Source organism: Legionella genomosp. 1 (genome assembly GCF_900640215.1).
In the GTDB taxonomy this organism is placed as follows: domain Bacteria; phylum Pseudomonadota; class Gammaproteobacteria; order Legionellales; family Legionellaceae; genus Legionella_C; species Legionella_C quinlivanii_A.
Genome location: NZ_CAAAJH010000006.1, coordinates 1 through 20,415, shown reverse-complemented (window position 1 = coordinate 20,415; position 20,415 = coordinate 1). Strand labels below are relative to the sequence as shown.

Sequence of the window (20,415 nt, the reverse complement as noted above, 5' to 3'; positions counted from 1 at the left end):
ATGGGTTTAAAAGGATTAATTGTCGGCATAGCCAATGAGTCATCAATTGCCTGGGGATGTGCAAAAGTATTGCATGAGGCCGGAGCAGAGCTGGCATTGACTTATCAGAATGAAAAAGCGCGAAAATATGTACAGCCTTTGGCTGAGAAAGTTAAAGCCCCCATTTTTATGCCTCTTGATGTCTGTAACCACGAGGAAACCACTGCTCTTTTTGAAACAATTCATAAACAATGGGGAACGCTGGATTTTCTGATTCATTCCATCGCCTTTGCCCCGAAATCAGATTTGCAGGGGCGAGTGGTCGATTGCTCCAAAGAGGGTTTTTTATTGGCGATGGACATTTCCTGTCATTCACTGATTCGTCTTTCCAAAGCGGTGGAGCCTCTGATGAGTCATGGCGGATCGATAATGACCATGAGTTATTATGGTTCCGAAAAAGTAATTAAAAATTACAATCTGATGGGGCCGGTGAAGGCGGCTTTAGAAGCGACCGTGCGTTATCTGGCAATTGACCTCGGGCAGGAGAAAATCAGGATTAATGCCATTTCTCCGGGTCCGATAATGACGCGTGCCGCCTCTGGTCTGGAACATTTTGATCAGCTTATGGAAAAAGCAGCAAAAGAGGCACCCCTTAATCAATTAGTCACTATTGAGTCAGTAGGGGAGATGGCTGCTTTTCTGGTATCAGATAAAGCGGCTCACATCACCGGGCAGGTTCTGTATGTCGATGGGGGTTATAACATTTGCGGCTAGCTGGTTTTTGCGATGCGATTATCATCAGGTTGAGGTTTAACCGGGGTTATTTTTTTTAGTTAACTGCTCGGTTACCTCTTCTTCAGTTTTGTTGCGATCCCCTTCTTTAAATAGTGAAAAATAATTCTTTACGATCACTCCCGGGCTGGTGATGAAATTGGAGGAATCCTTCTGGCCAATACTCATTACCAGGCTTGCGGCCTCTATTGCGGATAGTTTGCCATTCATAAAATCCCGAATGGCTTCATACTGTTCAGAGGCGCGCCTGGGGAGTTTATAAGGTTTTCCGTCGATGGTTATTTCATAACGGCTATTCCGAACTCCCCAGCCCTTTTGACTTAGGGTCGTGGTAACGAGAATTTGCATCAATGCAGCCAGAAATACCTCGGCTCTTGCTTCCAATAATTTATTTTTAAGTGAATTGTTCTGAATTTCAGGTGCGATTACACTGGCCAGTCGATAGGCATTGTTTAATGATATTTTGTTTTCAGCGTTGAGATTAGATCCAAGGCAGAAAGAAAACATGCTGTCGCAAAGGGTGATAAAATGTTCCGCCAGGCAAGAAACCGTTTTTTCCCATAGGGCGTTGGCTTCGGAACTTTTCAGTTCCTGGATAAGATGTTTAACGCCATTCTCCTTTTCAGACTGTAGGGTCTGATAGAGGGCATCAATAATCAAATGATGATAAAGATTTTCCAGTGAGCGGGTTTCTTTAGGAAATGGATTGGGAATTCCCGTTGCTGCGGACATTTGTGTGCGACTCAATAATTCCAGAATAAGTCTGGATTTATCGAGCAATGTTGTTTTTTCTACGAACCCATTTAAAAAGTCGGTTGAATGGGCAAGCGCTGTCAGCTCCATTATTAAACTTGAAAAATGAGGCAAGTCTCTTTGACGTATTTCTTTGCGTCGCTGTTCCTGCTGATTAATTGATTCAAGAACCTGCCGATAGTTGATACTTTTCTGCGAGCTAAATAATTCAAGATCCCGGGGTTCATACTCTGCTACACATTGTTCATCGGGTTTTGTGTCCAGGGCGGATAGTCTCAGGTCAATTGCTTTTTCCAAAGAGACACTATCTTTAAGCAGGGCGGTGAGATCAAGACCATCGAATGCTTCTTTTATCAGGGACTGTATATTGAAGAATTTCTGAAAAGGACCAGGTTGCAGCGCGGCAATTAATCGCTCCGGTGTTTGAAGCTCTGAACTGATAGTGTAAACGATAGCATCTGTATATAATTTTTCTTTATCAGACAGATTTTCAATCTGGGAATCAGTAAAGAGCATACTTAGATTGCTTTTCAAGCTATCGTTATTCAATTCTATCTTGAATCCAGCGTTTCTCACTGCATCGACCTGAATATTCCCATTTTGATCCAGAGTATCCCATAGGCTTAATGTAGATAAGGAAACAAAGCCATCCAGAAATTCGGCATCCTCATATCCTGATTTGACGCCAGGCGATTTGACGCGGCCATTGCGAAACACCGCAATATCTAAAGCTTCTTCATCCCTGAGCAGTTTTTTTAAAGCCATTAAAGCTTCCATAAGAAGCTTGTTTTTACTCAACTGTAGCTCCATACCCCGGTTTCCTTTTTAAGGATATACAAATTAATATAACATAAAGGCTAATATTTTTCCTCTTTGGGTCTGTTTTGGTCTTTTATTGATGGGCTGTTGATAAATTTCTCACAAGCTGGAATTTGGTAAAACTGACAAGCTATACACACAGTTACCCACAGATTTTGTGGATAACATAGAAAAAGAAAGTGTTTTATCGTAAATTAGAAATAACTTCGATTATTAGAATGATTATGGAGTCTTTTCGATCTTTCTTTGGTGTAGGGATAACCGGCCAGGTTCAGGAAGAGCTGGCTCTATTGATTAGCAGGATGCAGAAGCATTCACATGCTTCTTCAGTAAAATGGACATTAAAGGAAAATTTGCATGTGACTTTGCAGTTTGTGCAAAAAATGAATTGCAGGGATATACCGATACTAGCGAAGACTTTAACAGCTGAGTTTAGCTGTGAACCATTTCCCATACAATTTGGAGACTTTCTTTATTTCCCTAATCCTGCTTATCCCAAGGTAATATCGCTTAAAGTGGAACCGAATGAAACGCTGGCTATGTTATCCCGAATAATCGGAGAGGCGTTAAACCACTTGGGTTATTCCACTGAGTCACGGGTTTATACAGCGCATGTGACTTTAGGTCGAATTCGAGATAACGCATGGAATAGACAGTTTGAGGAACCAGTCTCTTTGCCAGTTTTTACCCCGATGAATGTCAGTGAGATCACTCTTTTTGAAAGCCAATCCATCGGGGGAGGAGTGCGCTATACCCCAGTGATGAAATGGCCCTTAAATAATGCGCGATGAAAATCTATCCCATTTTTTTCAACAATTCCCCTAATTCAATCGGCATTGGAAAAACGATAGTCGAGGTGTTGCCGCCCGCGAGAGCAGATAAGGTTTGCAAATAACGAAGTTGCATGGCCTGAGGTTGTTCTGCTAAAACTTTCGCTGCCTGCATTAATTTTTCAGAGGCCTGAAGTTCTCCTTCGGCATGAATTACTTTAGCACGTCTGTCTCGTTCAGCCTCCGCCTGTTTGGCAATCGCTCTGATCATGCTTTCATCCAAATCAACATGCTTAATTTCGACATTGGAAACTTTAATTCCCCAGCCGTCGGTTTGGCTATCCAGGATTTTTTGAATGTCACTGTTTAATTGTTCACGTTCAGCCAGCATCTCATCCAGCTCATGCTGCCCGAGCACTGAACGCAGCGTGGTCTGGGCCAGCTGACTGGTGGCTTCAAAATAATTTTCAACCTGTATAATCGCTTTTTCCGGTTCGACAACGCGAAAATAAAGCACTGCATTGACGCGCACCGACACATTGTCACGCGATATCACATCCTGGCTCGGAACGTCCATTACAACTGTACGCAAATCCACGCGCACCATTTGCTGTACGCCAGGAAGTACCAGAATAAGCCCAGGCCCTTTAACACTCCAGAAACGCCCCAGTTGAAAAATTACGCCGCGCTCATATTCCCGCAGAACACGAAAACTTGAAATAATGATAATAATAATGAATGCAATCAAAAAACCTAAAAATGAGCTCATGATTAATTTTCTCCCTGATGACTGATCTCTTTCACTGAATCTATTTCTTCCACTTCCAGATTTAATCCCTCTGCTTTAATAACTCTAACCGGCTTATCGGCAGTGATTGGCTTCATAGAACTCACGCTCCATATTTCACCCCTTATAATAGCTTGTCCTTTTAAATTAATATCATTGAGTGCCCGACCTTCGGCGTTAAGTAGTATGGATAGTCCATTCTGAACGGTTTTGCGGCGTGACTGAATCGCCATTCCCAATAGGGTAAACATGGCAATGATATTGGCCGCAGCCATAGACCAGATGGCTGAGCGGGCAATCTGATAGGATTGGTGCTCGGTATCAATGAGCAAAATTGAGCCGGCGATAAAGGCGATTGTTCCTCCAATCCCAAGAATTCCAAAGCTTGAGGTAAACGCTTCGGTAATAATAAAACCAATACCAATGACCATTAAAGCCAGACCGGCATAATTAACAGGCAGCAATTGCAGACCATAGAGGGCAATAATCATTGAAATGGAACCTATAACCCCTGGTAAAACAAATCCAGGGTTTACCAGCTCAAAAAAAATGCCATATATTCCTAGCAGTAACAGCAGATAGGCAATGGTTGGCTCGGTGATAATCAATAACAACTTCATACGCCAGTCGGGATTCATTGCGGCGATTTCAGAATGTTTTGTATCAATCTGAATGGTCAACCCTCCCTGACTGACGGTTTTTCCATTGAGTTTTTCCAGTAAATCGTTCGGGGTATCCGCAATAATATCAATTACGCCTTTTTTCAGTGCCTCATTGGCTGTCAAAGTCGAGGCGGCAATGACCGCCTGCTCGGCAAACAGAGGATTTCTTCCTCGCAACTGCGCTAATGAGCGTATATAGGCTACGCTGTCATTAGTAACTTTTTTATCCATTACCCCGGACTTCTCATCGCCGCTTAAATTGACCGGACTTGCGGCACCGAGATTGGTTCCTGGTGCCATTGCCGCAATCGTGCTCGCATAAAGCAAAAAGGTACCCGCACTGGCAGCGCGCGCGCCTTTTGGATAAACGTAAGTGACCACAGGTACTTTGGAGGAGAGAATGTCTTGAATGATGAGACGGGTTGATTTGTCGAGCCCGCCCGGAGTATCAAGAATAATCAGAATCAAACTGGCGTTTTGTGCGGCAGCGATCCCACGATTCAAATAATCCGCAGTAGCCGGCCCTATACTGCCCTTAACTGTAAATTGAATGACTTTCCCAGCTTCTGCAAAGCCACAGACTGATATCAGAATCAAAGCGATTAGATAATTCATTGCACAGCGTCTCATGCCCGGGATCGCTCTGTAAAAGTCCATTCTTAAAGAATAGCAGCAGAATGGAGAGAGCGGGTTACAAGAGCAATACCAGGAAGTTTATGGGTGCTTTAAAAAGAAGTGCGCTGATGCAGTTGCCCATTTAAATGAAGGAGTTCCATTGCGGTAGAACCGATTTGCTGTAAGGCGGTTTTGGCATGATCAAAGTGATGATTAATTTGTTCGAGCAATCCTTTCTGGGGATAAAGCTGCGCATAGGTAATTTTATCATTAGCCAAATCAGACGCTCGGCCTTTGCCAAGATGTTCTATTGAAGCGTAGGCATCCAGGTAGTCATCCTGCATTTGAAAGACCAGACCGAGATGGTTGCCATAAAGACGCAGATTTCTGATTTCTTCATGGCTGGGGCTTCCCGCAGCCAACGCCATATTAATGCAGGAGAGAATTAATTTACCTGTCTTCAACTGATGAATTTTTTTCAAAGTATGTTCATCAATACTGCTGTTACTCAGTTCAGAGAGATCAAGACTTTGCCCGCTCACCATACCGGTAGGACCGCTGGCGCGTACTAATTCTCTGGTGATTTCAATCACCTTGGCAGGTGCAAGGATATCGGTCAGTTTGCTTAGCAGGATTTCAATTGCAAGTGCTTGCATGCCGTCGCCGACCAGAATGGCAGTTGCTTCATCAAAGGCGCGGTGACAGCTTGGTTTCCCTCGGCGCATGTCGTCATTATCCATTGCGGGCAAGTCATCGTGAACCAGCGAATAGCAATGGGTCAGTTCAACTGCTGCCGCGATATAGTCGAGTGCTGCCAGTGGTGCCCGAACCATTTCACCGCAAAGATAAACCAGAACCGGCCTTAGCCGCTTACCACCAGGAAACAAGGAATAAGCAATCGCTTCTTTTAACCGGGAAGCAGGAATGTCGAGTTCAGACAGCAGTTGCAATAAGACCATCTCGTGGCGGTCAATAAGGGCATTTACTTTCTCATTATTCATTGGAAGGCTCACCGGTTTCCATTGTATTCATTCGCAACATTTCGATTTTCTGCTCAGCCTGGGTCAGTACTTCCTGACATTTACGAGCCAGTTGGATGCCTTTCTCATATTGCTTTAGCGAGTCTTCCAGCATCAAATCCCCACGCTCAAGCTGCCTGACGATTTCTTCGAGTTCCTGCATCGATTTTTCAAAATGAATGGTTTCAGACATAAGGGTTTCCAGAGGGGCAGAACGTTGCGAGTATACTGCCTGTGCACAAAGTTGCAATATTATATCTGAAATTGCAGAGTAGAGCCTATTTTATTTTTTAATGTGGCCCAAACTTGGGCTGTCTCAAAACTCAGGTATGATATTTGAGCCACAGCGGCAGTATTTTGTTAAGATAAACCATAAATTTCCAAAGCCCCACCTGCGCTTCAACACTGCCATAAGGATCGGCTTTTAATTCAGGATAAGCGATGCCCAGACCAAATAATCCCGGACCAATAATACCAAGATGAGGATTGTATTGGACCTGATCATAATCACCGATAATCAGGTTTTTCCGCGTTTCAAAGCCCACGGCATAGATGACCTGCTGGCATTGCGGGAGATAGCGGGCCAGATTGTGTTCATTGATAATATATCGGGAAAGACTGGCTGGCAGTTTTCCATCAATGTTCTCGCGTGCCCAGTTCGCCGTTTGACCTTTTAAACCAGTATTATCAAATAAAATCCAGTCGCCCATATTGATGGCATATCGGCAGGGGGATCGGTAGAAATTGATAATTTTTTCAACGCCAAGTTCAACCAGATGGCGCAGGATAATGATAGCCGAGTGAGAGGAGCCGAACACTCCATAGCAATGATCTCTGCTTATTGTCTGGGCTAATTTCTGCTTATCAATGGCTATTTCAAAAGGCAATACATCCACACCAGGATAGTTTAGCGAAGAGGGCAGAGCACCAGTCGCTAAAATGACATTCGCAGCTTTATATTCATTTTCTTCAGTAGTCAAAGTCCATTGCCGCCCTGATAAATTGATCTGCTGCACTGATTCCTGCTGAGACGTGGTGGATTGACGTAAATGATCGCTCACCCATTGTAAGGGTTTGACGATATATTCAAGCTTGCAAGTCTCCTCGGGAGGCAGTCTCAGTAATTCAAATTGTTCTGCGGCTTCATTGAATTTAAAGGAGTGGGCATCTTTTAGAAAATCCACAAAAAGCGAAACGCGGGTATTACTGGATACCTCACTCCAGTATTGTCCCAGATCACCCACTTTAAAGGCAGGATCAATCCAGAGGATTTCACGCGCCGGTATACCCTGGTCGATGAGTTTTCCTACCGCTGCAATTCCTGCGGGCCCAGCCCCTGTGACTGCCCATTGAAATACTTCTGCACTCATTGTCGACATAGCCTCGATTAGATTTTCAGGATAAGATTACCCAGTTTGTTACATTATGCAAAAAGAAGCAAAGAATAAATGAAAGCTAAAATCCGTTACAGTTGCAGTCAATGCGCAGCCAGTTTTTCCCAATGGTCAGGTCAGTGTACACAGTGTGGTGCCTGGAATTCAGTGATTGAAGAAAGTATTGCACCGGTGAAGAATCTGCGCATTGGTAATTACGCAAATCAGAAATCAATCGTCACTTCTGTTGAAGATGTTATTATCAATCATGAAGTACGTATGGACTGCGGCTTATCGGAGCTCAATCGCGTTCTAGGCGGAGGATTGGTGGATGGTTCGGTAGTGCTAATCGGAGGTGATCCCGGTATCGGTAAATCGACTCTTTTGCTTCAGACTCTGGCGAATCTTTCCAAAGAGCAATCGGTCCTCTATGTAACGGGTGAAGAATCATTACAGCAGGTCGCCATGCGCGCAAAGCGCCTGCAGTTGCCTCTGGATGGTCTTCGCTTGCTGGCCGAAACCCATGTGGAAACCATTATAAGCCATACTCAGACTGAAAAGCCACGCGTAGTGGTCATTGATTCGATACAAACTATCTTTACCGATAGCATCTCTTCCGCACCGGGTGGAGTAGGGCAGGTCCGTGAATCGGCTGCACAGTTGGTTCGTTTTGCAAAAAGCTCACAAACTGCGGTATTTCTTGTGGGCCATGTCACCAAGGAGGGCGCTCTGGCAGGCCCACGGGTTCTTGAACACATGGTGGACAGTGTCTTGTATTTTGAAGGTCAGAGTGATAGCCGGTTTCGAGTAATTCGCGCGATAAAAAATCGTTTTGGAGCGGTGAATGAGCTAGGTGTTTTTGCGATGACTGATCGCGGACTAAAAGAAGTTGCCAATCCTTCTGCAATATTTCTGTCCCGTCAACCAGAACCGACACCCGGCAGCGCAGTGATGGTTACCTGGGAGGGATCTCGTCCTATGTTAGTTGAGGTGCAGGCTTTGGTTGATGAAGCGCATGGACAGCAGCCAAAACGGGTTACGGCGGGTCTTGAACATAATCGTCTGGCCATTTTATTAGCCGTTTTACATCGTCATGGCGGAGTGGCTACTTTTGATCAGGATGTGTTTATTAATGTGGTGGGCGGCGTGAAAGTGACTGAAACCGGCAGTGATCTGGCTTTGCTTGCCGCTGTGGTTTCGAGTTTAAGAAACCAGGTCTTTGATCGTGAGACAATAATTTTTGGCGAGGTGGGTCTGGCAGGCGAAATCCGCCCGGTACAAAGCGGGCAGGAGCGTCTGAGGGAAGCTGCCAAGCATGGCTTTAAACGGGCTATTGTTCCTTTTGCCAATGCACCGAAACAGGCAATGGGCCTCGAAGTAGAACCTGTCAAACATCTGCAGGAGGTATTGCAAAAGATGTAAGAAAGGCTGACATGGGTTTTAGTAATTTGCAAATAGAGAGGCTTTATACTAATAATTCGTTATATGTACTATTTGGACAATTAATATGCCTCCTCGCAGTGTCCTCACCCCTTTTGCATTTCTAAATCCCTATAAAGACCTGACCTCTGAACAGAATGACAAAGTAAATGAGCTGGTGATGAATCTTGAAAACGAGCATCCTCTCATTGCACTGAATAATTTAAGCCAGGAAGAACCAAAAGTTGTAATGAATGTGCTCCTGCGGGTGGACATTCTGGCATTATGGAGTTCATTTCGTGAGCAAAATGAAGATCCAGAAGAAATATTTGACAAGTTAGCGCAATATGGTCCTGATTTCAGCCGGTTTCTTTTTCTTGAGCTTTGGAGCAATGAGCGTGCCTGGGCCAGAGCCTCCGATGAGCATTATCTGCAAATGGCAACTAATTTTAGTACGATTCCTTTTTCTATCGAAGAGGTACAGTATTTTCTACGCCATATAAATCCCTATGATTATGTGAAACTTTGTGCTGCAAGTCTTGAATTTCATGGATTATCTATGAAAGCGATGATTAAGGAGCCAGCGCTTGAAAAGCGATTTCAAAAGTTTATTGATTTTAAATCGTATCCGCCGATGCTAAAAGAGCAAAAGATCAGCCACTCCAATCCCTTAACCCAATTAAGTAACTTAATTTCCGTCAATCATCGGAATTTTAACCAGGGTACTTTGATTGCAGGGGATAAAAAAGGCTTCGTGAATAAGGGCGGAGAATGCTACGGTATTACCGGTCTGTGGCTAATAACGGATAAATTCGTTAAGCAATTTCGGAAATTGACTGCCAACCAAAGTGATTATAGCAATATGCCAATGGTGAGAAGAATTGCGGCTTTACAGCGAGCGCAATGGAGATTGCGGCCTGATGATTTGCCTGAGGCCAATTTCAAAGCAGGCAGCTCGACGCAGAAATCCATTGCTCATACTATTGTAAGGGATATCCTGGCCAATCCGCAAAAAGATCGCATGCAATTCTTTTACTATGGAGAGGAAGTCGCTCATACAATGGGTTTACGTATCCAGCACAAAGATAAATCCATCGTTTTAAAATATTTTGATGCGAATTTTGGTACCCGTAGCATAGAATTTACCAATAATGTCGCTGGCATAGAAAAAGCGGAAGATTTTTTAAGAAAGTATCTGAAGAAATCGGGAGCTGAAATACTGTCTTATTTACATACCTCTCAAAAGGAAATGGCCGAGCAAATTGAGTCCGCTATTGCTTCTCATGCCATAGAGCAGGAGGAGGGGATTATAGCCTTACAGAGAAAAGCGATGCGCACAGTTCCTCTGGCTGATACGCTGCCGGACTTCGGACCGTCAGTTTCAGCAGTTCCTGATAAAAAGCCTGTGATGCCCAGTGAGGAGAAAAGGGAAGCACCAGTAAAAAGCCGCAGTTACAGCAGTAGCATGTGGGAAAACATAAAAAACCACAGCGCCAGAATTTCAAGGCTTGATACCGATTTGACGCATATCAAAGAAGGTCCTATTTTTGCTGATCTGTTAAAACAGGCGGACAAATTATTCAATGAAAAAGAGGTCAATTTCCCAAAACAGCAAAAAGATCGATTGTTCACTGTTCTTGCTGGCCTATGCAATGCAGTCAACATTGAGCAGTTTAAATCCGAACTCGCTCAATGTAAAACATCGGAATTCAAGACCGGGAAGTCTGTTTCTGAGGCCGCACAGAAGACGGCTGACTCAGCTTCTCCGAAGAGACATGGTTTTTTTAAAAATGATACTGGATCATCCTGCAAACGAATCGACGATTTGCTGGACGCGGTTGACGCATTGACAAAACAGGCGGCGCCGGTTATTGGATAATACTTACTCAAGTCCTCTCCCCCTCAGGGAGAGAGTTAGAGAGAGGGGCATTCTCTTAAGTTGAGACTATGCTTTTAATGTTGTTCAAAATAATCAGAGGGCACGCCATAGATGGAGCAGGCTAAAGCTTTGTCTGATTTTCTTTCCCAATCCGGCTTAACCAGAACGTCCAGAGCATTCTGATAGCCCGTATTCATTCGATGATCAATAGCGGAGCGAATAAAATTGTAATCTTTGAATGAATGCGCAAAGGCCGTTCCTCGATAAATGATATGCACCACACTGAAATGTTTGCTATGACCTAGCTCGAGAATTTTTTGTACTTCGGGATCCTGCATCGCTTCCGGGGTTAATTTATCACTAAGATATTGAATAGCTGCCTGTAAATTCTGACGGCTGGTGTACACGTTGGTCAAACGTCGGGAATGACTGGCGTAACGGATATCTTTTTGACGTTCTTCCATCTCATCCATTGTTCGCGGCAAATTGCCTCGTAAGCTGAAACAGTCCACTACAAAGCAAAGGGTATCCTGCTCGGGCAGGGCATCCAATACGGTTACTAATGGAGTGTTGGCATAAATTCCGCCATCCCAATAGTAATTATCTCCTATTTTAACAGCTGGGAAGCCGGGAGGTAAAGCACCGCTGGCCATGACATGGTCAACTGTTATTTCCGTCTTCTGATTGTTAAAAAACTCCATTTCACCAGAGGCAATATCCACAGCCCCAAGGCATAAAGTTATTTTTTTATCATTAATACGATCGAAATCAATCAATTCTTCCAAAGTCTCACGTAAGTAGGAGGTATCATAATAACTTAAATTATCCGGCGTATTATTTGAAAAAGCATGCGGGGGTAATGGACGTGGTTTAAAAAAACCATCCAGGCCGAAAAATACTGTATGCAAAGCGCCCATACGATTATGAAAATGGTGCAGATAATCTGGCATCTCATGCGCAAAAAAAGAATCAGTCCACAGGGCGGGAACAATTTTGTCCCAGAATGCCATTAATTTTTCAAGCTGCTTTTCCGGGGGATTGCCGGCAATGATGGCACTGTTAATAGCCCCAATCGATACGCCTGCCAGAAAATTGGGCTGGTAACCCTTTTCATGGATTGCACGAAAGGCTCCTACCTGATAAGCGCCTAATGCGCCACCACCCTGAAATATACAGGCTATTCGATCATAATGCTGCCGTGCATCGGTTAAATGGGATGGTTTATTAATTCGACATAAAGGACCTTTATGGTGGCAACTTGCATCCTCACATTTATCTTTGTGGCCCATCGTACTACTCCCGCAATCCTCGTAAAAGCTTGAGATCTCTTAGGTTCTGTGAACCAATTTTATTGTGAGCGAAAATGCGGATAATTGAGTGCCAATATGTTTTTGAATGAGGCGAATAGCGAGTCCTATTTAACGAATTCAAAGACATATTGGCACCAGTTAGCCGCATTTGCAGCCACAATTAAAATTGGTTCACAGAACCTAGCTAGAGGAGATCTCTCCCTGAAAGTTAGCATCACGCCCTGACTCAGTTTAAACTATTTACCTTCTTTTCCTGAACAAGTCGCAGCGATTTTGTAAATTTCTTTATAATACTCGTCATCTGTCATTTTTTCGGAGTTTTTACTTAAATCAACTAACTTGGGATCTGCGCAATCGCAATAGGATGTCGCAATTTTCTTATCATTTTCATCCATTTTGGGATAAACAAGCAGCCAGCGATTGTGACAGCTGTCATCGATATCTTTACTGGTTACTTTATCCAGGCCTACATTTTCCTCTACATTGTCCATTGCATCTTGCAATATGGTGCGTGACATACATACTTGAGCGGCTTTATTAATCGCTTCCTGGGTGTCAAGAGGTTGTTGGGTTTCCGCACATTTACAATATTTTTCACCAAAATTTTTAAAATCCATTTTATCAGTTATTTCCGTATTTCGGCCCATCCAGGCATTAACGCAGGTTGACTGGAACGTGGGCGCCTCGGTTTTTGCATCCGTTTTTGTATCGTCGCTAAAACCAATGGCCGGCAAACAACTTACAACTACAACTGTTAATAGTGACTTCATGGATCGAAAGGTCATGGCATGCTCCGTTGAGTGAAGTTATCATTTTCTAGCTTAGTATATAGATAGAAACTTGGCTAATTTATTTATTGAAAACAATGAATAATGTCAAAATTTGAGCTTTTTCCCTACGTCTCTAGATTTGCTTTCCTAACACCCGCTACTTGTTTGGTGTTGAGTAACTATAACGAATTAACTAACTTGTCGTCTTTGCGAACGAATGTGAAGCAACCCAGATCGAACCTTGAACAAAGTTAGAAGCTGGATTGCTTCACATTCGTTCGCAAAGACGGATTTGTGCATTAATCTTCATTCAGAACAACGCCGACTTGTTCGCTGAACCCAAAGCTCTGATTCACGGTTCAGTGCCCGAAGCTTAAGCTTTTCTTAAGTCTTTACGTGTAAAATATTAATCCACTGTGTTTAATTGTAAATATTCATTTTGGAAGTGTTATGCCAAACCTGGAAAATATCCCTTTACTTCCTGCTAATCCAAATGCCATAGAGCCGCCTTCATCAATCGAAAAATTCAAAACCGGCATCCGGTTGGTGGCTTCCGTTCCTGAAGGCGCAGCGAATTGGGTTTCGACTTTAGGCTTGGTGGCGATTTATTATCATCCAGGTTCGTGGCTGATTGCGCCCATGGCTGTGGGTGCGGGCATTTCACTTAGTAACGAGGTTGTAGAAGCGCTTGCCAAACGATATCCCGAAAATAAATTCCTGAAATCCCTGCATAAAGGCACATTCTTTATGGACTACGCAGTAGGCGGATTTCTGGCTGACTTCGGCTTTGCATGGACCATGATCACCACCGTGGCTATGGATATCGGGGGATTGAGCTTATATAACGATAGCTTTGGCAAGATTATTGCGCCGGCTTTGGCTCTCATACCCACGCTGATTTCAACTAGTAATGAATATTACCGTGTTCTGGGTGAGGGCAATGAACGTAGTTTTTCTCGACACGCAGCCAGTTTCTGGCGTGGAGGAACTGCTTTCACAGGAGTTCTGGATGTACTGATTCAGCAGGGACAATTAGCCTTAAACTCATTTATTCCCACTACAATAATCCTTTTCACTGCGATTACAGGTCTATGTGAGTCACTGGCAAGAGAAGGCTATCCGATATTAAGCGACAGTTTAATCTTTCTATTGACCGTGCTTTGTGTGAATCCTTCACTGGCTGCTGCTCTCTTCCATTTTCCTTTGGATATCTATGCCGCAGCTCATGATGATGAGGTTACTAATGGTCTGTTTGACGGGGATCTGGCTGGTAGCTCTTTCTTAATGGGTTTACTGTCTGCAGTGGCACTTATCGATTTTCAGTTGCAATTAGCACAGCGCCGTCAAAAAGAGCCTTCAGTGCGGGTTGAAGAAATTGAAGATGAAAATGATATCGAAAGCCAGGAATTGATCACATTTTCAATGTCTGATTTTTCAGATGATGACGAAAACACAAATAGTGAAGTATTTGAACAACATAACGATGCGGACGCAGATCAATCCGATGAGAACAGTGATTACTATGATGCAGATGATGATATCAGCCTAGACAGTGATGAAGAAGAGCAACTGACTTCAGAGCCACTTCTCGAAGATGAGAGTATTGAAGATTTGAGTCTCGAAGGTTTATGTATTTCTGATGACAATCCTGCTTCACCTTTGCGTCAAAAAGAGTATAATGAATCAATAAGGACGGATTATAAGCAGATAAGGGATATGCCAGAGGTAAATGTTTCTTTGCAGGGCAAGAATCGTTATCCGTTTTTTGCCAGACATAGCCTGGAAACATCTAGTGTAGTAAAGCAAGAGCATAACGACGATTTAACTCATCGTAGCGGATATGAATCGAGCTAATTTAAGAGGTTATCATGAAAAAGTTGTTGGGTACTGTTTGTCTGGTAGTCAGTAGTTATGCAATGGCCTCAACTCAGACCAATTACATGTTTTTCCAGAGCGACTCACAGGCGCAGCTGGTAAAAAATGCTGACAGTTCGTATACCCTGACCTTGCAAAATCCTCCAGATTATCTGAGCTACTTCTCAGACAGACCAGTCCGTTCAACGGGTCTGGTAAGTTTATCAGAGTTTCTGAAGCTATGGACCGATAATTCAATTAAAGATAATTTCAAAGAGGTGCCGCCGAATGTCGCCTTCGCCATGATGCCAGCGTCTGGAAAGCAGCAGAATTTTGTAGCCGTGGTTTCTTCTCCGCATTACAAGAACAATGAAGTGAGCTACAAGCTGGCGATCATAGACAAGCAGAATATTCAGACCGGTAAAATGACGCATGTGGATGCATTCTTTGATAATATTCCCTGGAATCCAGGTGGATTTGGTCATTCAAAAGAGTAATAATTATCTCTTCTTCCCTGCGACAGCACGGCCACTAAGCTAAGGAATTTGTCATTCCCGCGAATGCGGGAATCCATTCCTCAATAGGCATTATAGCTAGCTCAGAGATAGATCCTCGCCTTCGCGGGGAGGACAGTTTAATAGAAATTTCAGCTTAATGGCAGCTAATCCAGTGAAACAATCCCCAAATCAATTAATGCATTAGTCAATGCCATCAGAGGCAGCCCCTGAATTGTACTATCACTGCCGATGACTTCACTAAAGAGCCATTTGGCCCTTCCCTCATAATGATAAGCGCCGCAGCTTTGATAGGGCTTATCATGTTGAAGATAATTTTGAATGGCTTGCTCACTTAAGTTTTTTATAGTCAGCAAAGCGCTATCCTGAGCCTCCCAGATAATTTTTCCAGCAAAAGCAATACAGCAGGCCGAAATCTGACTATGCTGTTTCCCTCTTAACAGTTTAAGGTGGATAACCGCGGTTTCATGGCCTCCCGGTTTATCCAGAATCTGCTGCCCCAATACACAGAGTTGATCTGCAGCAATCACATAAGAGGATGGGTTCGCCTCACTCACAGACAGCGCTTTAGAGCGAGCCAATTGACGGGCCAGCTCTATAAAATCCTGGAAAGGGAATGATTGTTTGATTTCCTCTTCATCGCAATTGGAGGGAATTACCTTGAAATCAAGGCCCAGTGATCGCAAAAGTTCCTGACGGGCCCTTGAACCGGATGCCAGAATAATCGGTTTTTGATGGGGGAAATTATACATAAACCGCCACCGAAGCCATTAATAGAAAACCAATGATTACAAAACTGAAATCGCGAAGATTACAGCAGCGCTCCACCATTACACAGCGCTCCAGTCCATGCAAGGTTCCCAGATAAAGAAACGTACCGGCTGAAGCTGAGATCAGTATGGAGTCAAAAAGGGAATTGGTCTCAAGTCCTCTTCCAAAATACCAGCCGAGAAAAATACCCAGCGGCGTCATCAGGCTAAAGGATAGAAAAAAGAGCAGGCTTTTGGTATGACTGAGACTGCTTTTGTTAAGTTGTACAGCGATTGCAAAACTTTCAGCCCATTTATGGGTAATAATAGCCAGGAAGAGCATAATCACTACTGAATTACTGTGGCTTAAGCCCAGTGCTGTGCCTAACATCAGCGAATGAACCGACAACATCGCCCAGGCTAAGATGGCGAAAGCCGGATGGCGGTGATTATGATGCTGGTACAGTTCCTTGCCCAAATGTTCAAACCACAAAAACACCAGGAAAACCAGGCCGGTAATGATAAAAGCAAAAGGATAATGATAGCCTCGTTCCATAAAGGCATGATTTGCTTCAGGCAGCATATGCATTAATGCAGCACCCAGAAAAACACCGGTAGCCAGTGTTTCTCCTATAGGGAAGTCCAGGTGTTCTTCGTTTTCAATCCGCTTCTTAAAAGGTAACCAACCTGCTAATAAAATAACCGCAACAATGGCAACGGCAAATATCAGCTTTAATGTAGCTGCAGTGACAATCATGGATTTCCTTAGGTGGGATACTGTTTAATAATATGCCTGGGCCTGAAAGATGCAGGAATGATATTTTTCCATACTCTGTTTGGCAAGTGTTTTCTAGCCAATTCAACAAGCCCCATTTTCAATACTCTGGTTCAGATTCAGGATAGTAACGCGTTTAATTTCAGGATAATCTGCGAGATCACTGGTAATGGTTTCCTGAAGCGATGAAGAGAGTGATGAGGATTTAATCTGTAAATCAAGATAAATATAGCCGTCAAGATAATGAATGGTGCATCTCTCCAGTTCAGGAAATTGCTGCTGCCATGGGGTAATTAACATTTCCTGCAATTTTTTTCGGCTGGGAAGATGCAAGGACGGGCAAGTGACCTCATCATCTTCCGGATCCACATGAACAATAACATCTTTTACTCTTTCGAGTTTATTCACTAATGCCTGATGAACATGTTGGGCAATATAATGTCCTTCAGAGACTGATATAAACGGGGAGACAAGGATATGCACATCGATTAGGATATCGCCGCCCATAAATCGGCTGCGCAACTGATGAATTTTATCCACACCATCCACTTGCTGAATAATCGCTTCAATTGCCTGCAGGGTTTCGGCGTCAACCGCGGTGTCAACCAGCTCTTTCACACTGTTCCAACCGTATTCAAGTCCCATTTTGATAATCATTAATCCCACAATGATGGCAGCGATTGCATCAAAATAAATAAACCCCGAAAGGCTGGCGACTAATCCTAATGCCACCACGACGGAAGAGGCGGCGTCTGAACGATGATGCCAGGCATTGGCAATAATCAGCTCTGATTTAATGCGCTTGCCCACATGACGGGTGTAATGAAAGAGGAGTTCATTCAACAGAATAGAGATTAAGGCAACCGGCAGGGCAAGCCAGCCAGGTCGGGTGTGGCTGGCGTTCATCAGCTCGTCAATAGAATCCCAGGCAATGCCGCTTCCTGCGAGTACCAGCAGCAGCGACAACAGTAAAGTGGCGGCAGTTTCAATGCGCTGATGCCCATAAGGATGGCTGTCATCTGCATCCAGACTGCCATATCGCGAAGCAAAGAGAACCAGACCGTCGGTGAATAAGTCTGAAAAAGAGTGTACGCCATCTGCAACCAGCGCATGGGAATGCCAGATAAAACCGGTGATTAATTTAATTAAACCCAGCATTGCGTTGACTAATGCGCCAAGAAGTGTAACGCGTTTGGCCTGCTGATACCGTTCTGATTGAACCATGCTGCTTTTCATGTGCAAAGTTGCTAATTTTAGCATGATTTAATTACTGTAAACACAAGCCTGATAAAAAATTAACTCGCTGCCATTGATAATGCAGCCTGTCAGAATTAAAGCAATAGCTCACAGGTCTTTGTTTTGAGGACGTTTTACAGGGTATGCACAAGCTTATCCACAGATTCTGTGGATAAGCAGTCGAATGAATGGCCCGCTTTGCGGGTTTTGTAAGACAAGTTCACGATAAAGGCTAAAGAGTTAAAGTCCGGGAACACCTGACTCCGCCACTCATTCCGTGTCCTTACGCGATAAGTAAGATTGATTACTTTATTGTGTAAAGCTGATTGAGAGCAAGAAGTAATTGATGGCCAGACCAGTATTTGTACGATTAATTTTTATTTGCACAATCCTGCAAATCGCTATAATTTAGTCATCAGAATTAATATCCACGAGGTAATTATGGAGTTTGTCAGCCGCTATGTTTCTCACAAGCCTGATTCAGAGGGCATGGTCAACTATTCCCCTGAGGAACATCGAATCTGGCAATTGCTCTATGAGCGGCAAATGCCGATTTTGGTTAATCGGGCTTGCGATGAATTTTTAAACGGCCTCGAGCGGTTGGGCCTGTCTGCCGATAAAATTCCTCAATTACCGCATATCAGCCGCAAATTGCTTGAGTTAACAGGTTGGCAGGTGGAACCGGTTGCGGCGCTTATTTCAGCGAGGGAGTTTTTTGAGTTGCTGGCACAAAGGAAATTTCCCGCGGCTACCTTTATCCGCTGTGAGGAAGAGTTGAATTATGTTCAGGAGCCGGATATTTTTCACGAACTCTTTGGTCATTGCCCTATGCTTACTAATCCGGTCTACGCCGATTTTGTGTGCAACTATGCCCAGCGGGTGCTGGGTTTTTCCGAGGATGAATGGCCTTTACTGCAGCGCTTGTTCTGGTTTACCGTTGAATTTGGATTAATAAATAATCGCCAGGGTCTGCGGGCATATGGCGGCGGTATTCTCTCTTCAATCAGCGAAACCGCTTACAGCGTGGAAAGCGAAATTCCGATGCGGGTGATATTCAATCCTATTACTGCGTTTAGAACGCCATACCGTATTGATCAGTTACAAAAAGTTTATTTTGTTATTGATAGTTATGAGCAGCTTTACGAGCTGGTGACTCAGGATATTTCCAAATTGATTAACAGGGCGCGGGAACTGGGTGAATATCCTCCTCTTTTCCCTGTGGATCCGAATAATCCAAGCATTCATATTCTGGCCTGTTAAATTCCGCTACACTATATAGTATGCGTCATGAATGGGCACAGGGAAATTGAAATGGTTATTGACTGGCTATCATTGTAATGACAGTGCAGTCTTGCTAATATCAGTGGACCTTTTGTGTTCATTGGCGTAATGGTCAAGGAGCATCGTTTGATTAAAGTACTCATTGTGGATGACCATGTGTTCGTTAGAATGGGTATTCGCCGTTTGTTGGAAGATTTACCTGACATGAGTGTCGTTGCGGAGGCAGAAAGCGGCGAACAGGCGTTAACACAGGTCAAGTTGCATAAACCGGATGTGATTTTGCTCGATATGAAAATGCCCGGCATTGATGGCTGGGAAGTAACCCGTCGTTTAAAAAAATCCAATCCGCAGGTCAAAATTATTGCCGTGACGGCATTATGCGCTGAACCATTGCCCTCACGAGTGTTACAATTGGGTGCAATGGGGTATGTCACAAAAGAATCCAGTGCTGAAGAAATGGCTGCCGCAATTCGCAAAGTAGCCAAGGGTGAGAAATATTTAAGCACTGAAATTGCTCAGAAAATGGCAATCAGCAGCCTTGAGGCTGACCAGGAATCTCCTTTTGATCAGCTTTCTGAACGTGAAATGCAGGTCATGTTTATGATCACCAGTGGTATGACCGTTCAGGATATTGCCGACCGCTTATTTTTAAGTACCAAGACTATTAATGGTTATCGTTACCGCATGTTTGACAAGCTGGGCATTAAAAATGATGTCGAGCTGACCTTCCTTGCGATGAAACATCGTATTATTGAAAAGCCCACCGACGCACTGCACGATGAGTCCTGAGCAGGAGCTATTAGCTAAAAGTCTTCCCTTCAGGGGAGAGACACTGCCACTAAGTTAAGGACATTTTGTCATTCCCGCGAAGGCGGGAATCCATTTCTCCATTGGCATTACCAAGCTCAGGGATGGAATCCCCGCCTTCGCGCTGAGGAATCCTGTCATTTAATTGAGCAGTTATGTTTTTAAGGTTTGCTCAATAAGGACGAGAAAAGAATTGAAGTGCATACGAATTCATGATCAAATTTGTTTACGAAGCAAAACCGACCGGAAAA

Annotated in this window: 19 protein-coding genes; 8 read left to right on the top strand and 11 right to left on the bottom strand. The window is 43.8% G+C overall.

The window, feature by feature from the left end:
* Complete coding sequence (gene fabI / locus E1O89_RS07535; RefSeq protein ID WP_133139637.1) at positions 1-753, top strand: enoyl-ACP reductase FabI; 753 nt, start codon at positions 1-3, stop codon at positions 751-753.
* Positions 754-789: 36 nt separating this feature from the next.
* On the opposite strand, the gene E1O89_RS07530 is transcribed toward fabI, so the two are convergent.
* Positions 790-2,334: a hypothetical protein gene (locus E1O89_RS07530; protein WP_133139636.1), complete on the bottom strand. Its 1,545-nt coding sequence runs from the start codon at positions 2,332-2,334 to the stop codon at positions 790-792.
* Between the two features lie 233 nt (positions 2,335-2,567).
* On the opposite strand from E1O89_RS07530, the gene thpR reads away from it, so the two are divergent.
* Positions 2,568-3,134 (top strand): RNA 2',3'-cyclic phosphodiesterase, encoded by a 567-nt coding sequence (gene thpR, locus E1O89_RS07525; protein ID WP_165483097.1) that lies wholly within the window; start codon positions 2,568-2,570, stop codon positions 3,132-3,134.
* A 4-nt stretch (positions 3,135-3,138) separates the two neighbouring features.
* On the opposite strand, the gene E1O89_RS07520 is transcribed toward thpR, so the two are convergent.
* The 5 genes from E1O89_RS07520 to E1O89_RS07500 form a co-directional block, all read right to left on the bottom strand.
* On the bottom strand, positions 3,139-3,882 hold the full coding sequence (locus E1O89_RS07520) for a slipin family protein (protein WP_133139634.1): 744 nt from the start codon (positions 3,880-3,882) through the stop codon (positions 3,139-3,141).
* Positions 3,883-3,884: 2 nt separating this feature from the next.
* Entirely contained in the window at positions 3,885-5,177 is a 1,293-nt protein-coding gene (locus tag E1O89_RS07515; RefSeq protein WP_133139633.1) for an NfeD family protein, read from the bottom strand.
* 110 nt (positions 5,178-5,287) lie between these two features.
* Positions 5,288-6,178 carry a polyprenyl synthetase family protein gene (locus E1O89_RS07510; protein ID WP_133139632.1) on the bottom strand — a complete coding sequence of 297 codons (891 nt, stop codon included), beginning with the start codon at positions 6,176-6,178 and terminating at the stop codon, positions 5,288-5,290.
* A complete protein-coding gene (locus E1O89_RS07505) occupies positions 6,171-6,389 on the bottom strand; it encodes an exodeoxyribonuclease VII small subunit (RefSeq protein ID WP_058506396.1) in 219 nt (72 codons plus the stop codon). Before E1O89_RS07505 ends, E1O89_RS07510 begins: the two co-directional genes overlap by 8 nt.
* Positions 6,390-6,519: 130 nt before the next feature.
* Positions 6,520-7,566 carry an NAD(P)-binding domain-containing protein gene (locus E1O89_RS07500; protein ID WP_133139631.1) on the bottom strand — a complete coding sequence of 349 codons (1,047 nt, stop codon included), beginning with the start codon at positions 7,564-7,566 and terminating at the stop codon, positions 6,520-6,522.
* A gap of 78 nt (positions 7,567-7,644) precedes the next feature.
* On the opposite strand from E1O89_RS07500, the gene radA reads away from it, so the two are divergent.
* Both radA and E1O89_RS07490 read left to right on the top strand, forming a co-directional pair.
* A complete protein-coding gene (gene radA, locus E1O89_RS07495) occupies positions 7,645-8,991 on the top strand; it encodes a DNA repair protein RadA (protein WP_133139630.1) in 1,347 nt (448 codons plus the stop codon).
* An 85-nt stretch (positions 8,992-9,076) separates the two neighbouring features.
* Positions 9,077-10,867, top strand: coding sequence for a hypothetical protein (locus E1O89_RS07490; RefSeq protein ID WP_133139629.1), 1,791 nt, complete (start codon positions 9,077-9,079; stop codon positions 10,865-10,867).
* 74 nt (positions 10,868-10,941) lie between these two features.
* On the opposite strand, the gene E1O89_RS07485 is transcribed toward E1O89_RS07490, so the two are convergent.
* Positions 10,942-12,156, bottom strand: coding sequence for a patatin-like phospholipase family protein (locus E1O89_RS07485; protein ID WP_133139628.1), 1,215 nt, complete (start codon positions 12,154-12,156; stop codon positions 10,942-10,944).
* Between the two features lie 257 nt (positions 12,157-12,413).
* Positions 12,414-12,962 carry a hypothetical protein gene (locus E1O89_RS07480; protein WP_112220681.1) on the bottom strand — a complete coding sequence of 183 codons (549 nt, stop codon included), beginning with the start codon at positions 12,960-12,962 and terminating at the stop codon, positions 12,414-12,416.
* A gap of 435 nt (positions 12,963-13,397) precedes the next feature.
* Here E1O89_RS07480 and E1O89_RS07475 point away from each other — a divergent pair, with 435 nt between their 5' ends.
* Both E1O89_RS07475 and E1O89_RS07470 read left to right on the top strand, forming a co-directional pair.
* Positions 13,398-14,801, top strand: a complete 1,404-nt coding sequence (locus E1O89_RS07475; RefSeq protein WP_133139627.1) for a hypothetical protein — start codon at positions 13,398-13,400, stop codon at positions 14,799-14,801.
* A gap of 14 nt (positions 14,802-14,815) precedes the next feature.
* Entirely contained in the window at positions 14,816-15,298 is a 483-nt protein-coding gene (locus E1O89_RS07470) for a hypothetical protein (RefSeq protein WP_133139626.1), read from the top strand.
* A 164-nt stretch (positions 15,299-15,462) separates the two neighbouring features.
* Here E1O89_RS07470 and E1O89_RS07465 read toward each other — a convergent pair whose 3' ends face one another.
* The 3 genes from E1O89_RS07465 to E1O89_RS07455 form a co-directional block, all read right to left on the bottom strand.
* Positions 15,463-16,068, bottom strand: a complete 606-nt coding sequence (locus tag E1O89_RS07465) for a Maf family protein (RefSeq protein ID WP_133139625.1) — start codon at positions 16,066-16,068, stop codon at positions 15,463-15,465.
* The gene (locus E1O89_RS07460) at positions 16,061-16,822 is read right to left on the bottom strand and encodes a ZIP family metal transporter (RefSeq protein ID WP_407927342.1); all 762 of its coding nucleotides are present in this window, start codon (positions 16,820-16,822) and stop codon (positions 16,061-16,063) included. Before E1O89_RS07460 ends, E1O89_RS07465 begins: the two co-directional genes overlap by 8 nt.
* Positions 16,823-16,924: 102 nt before the next feature.
* Positions 16,925-18,064: a cation diffusion facilitator family transporter gene (locus E1O89_RS07455; RefSeq protein WP_133139752.1), complete on the bottom strand. Its 1,140-nt coding sequence runs from the start codon at positions 18,062-18,064 to the stop codon at positions 16,925-16,927.
* Positions 18,065-18,517: 453 nt separating this feature from the next.
* On the opposite strand from E1O89_RS07455, the gene phhA reads away from it, so the two are divergent.
* Together phhA and letA are read left to right on the top strand one after the other, a co-directional pair.
* Positions 18,518-19,336 (top strand): phenylalanine 4-monooxygenase, encoded by an 819-nt coding sequence (phhA, locus tag E1O89_RS07450; RefSeq protein WP_133139624.1) that lies wholly within the window; start codon positions 18,518-18,520, stop codon positions 19,334-19,336.
* Between the two features lie 147 nt (positions 19,337-19,483).
* Positions 19,484-20,146, top strand: a complete 663-nt coding sequence (letA, locus tag E1O89_RS07445; RefSeq protein WP_058506407.1) for a two-component system response regulator LetA — start codon at positions 19,484-19,486, stop codon at positions 20,144-20,146.
* Positions 20,147-20,415: the final 269 nt, after the last annotated feature.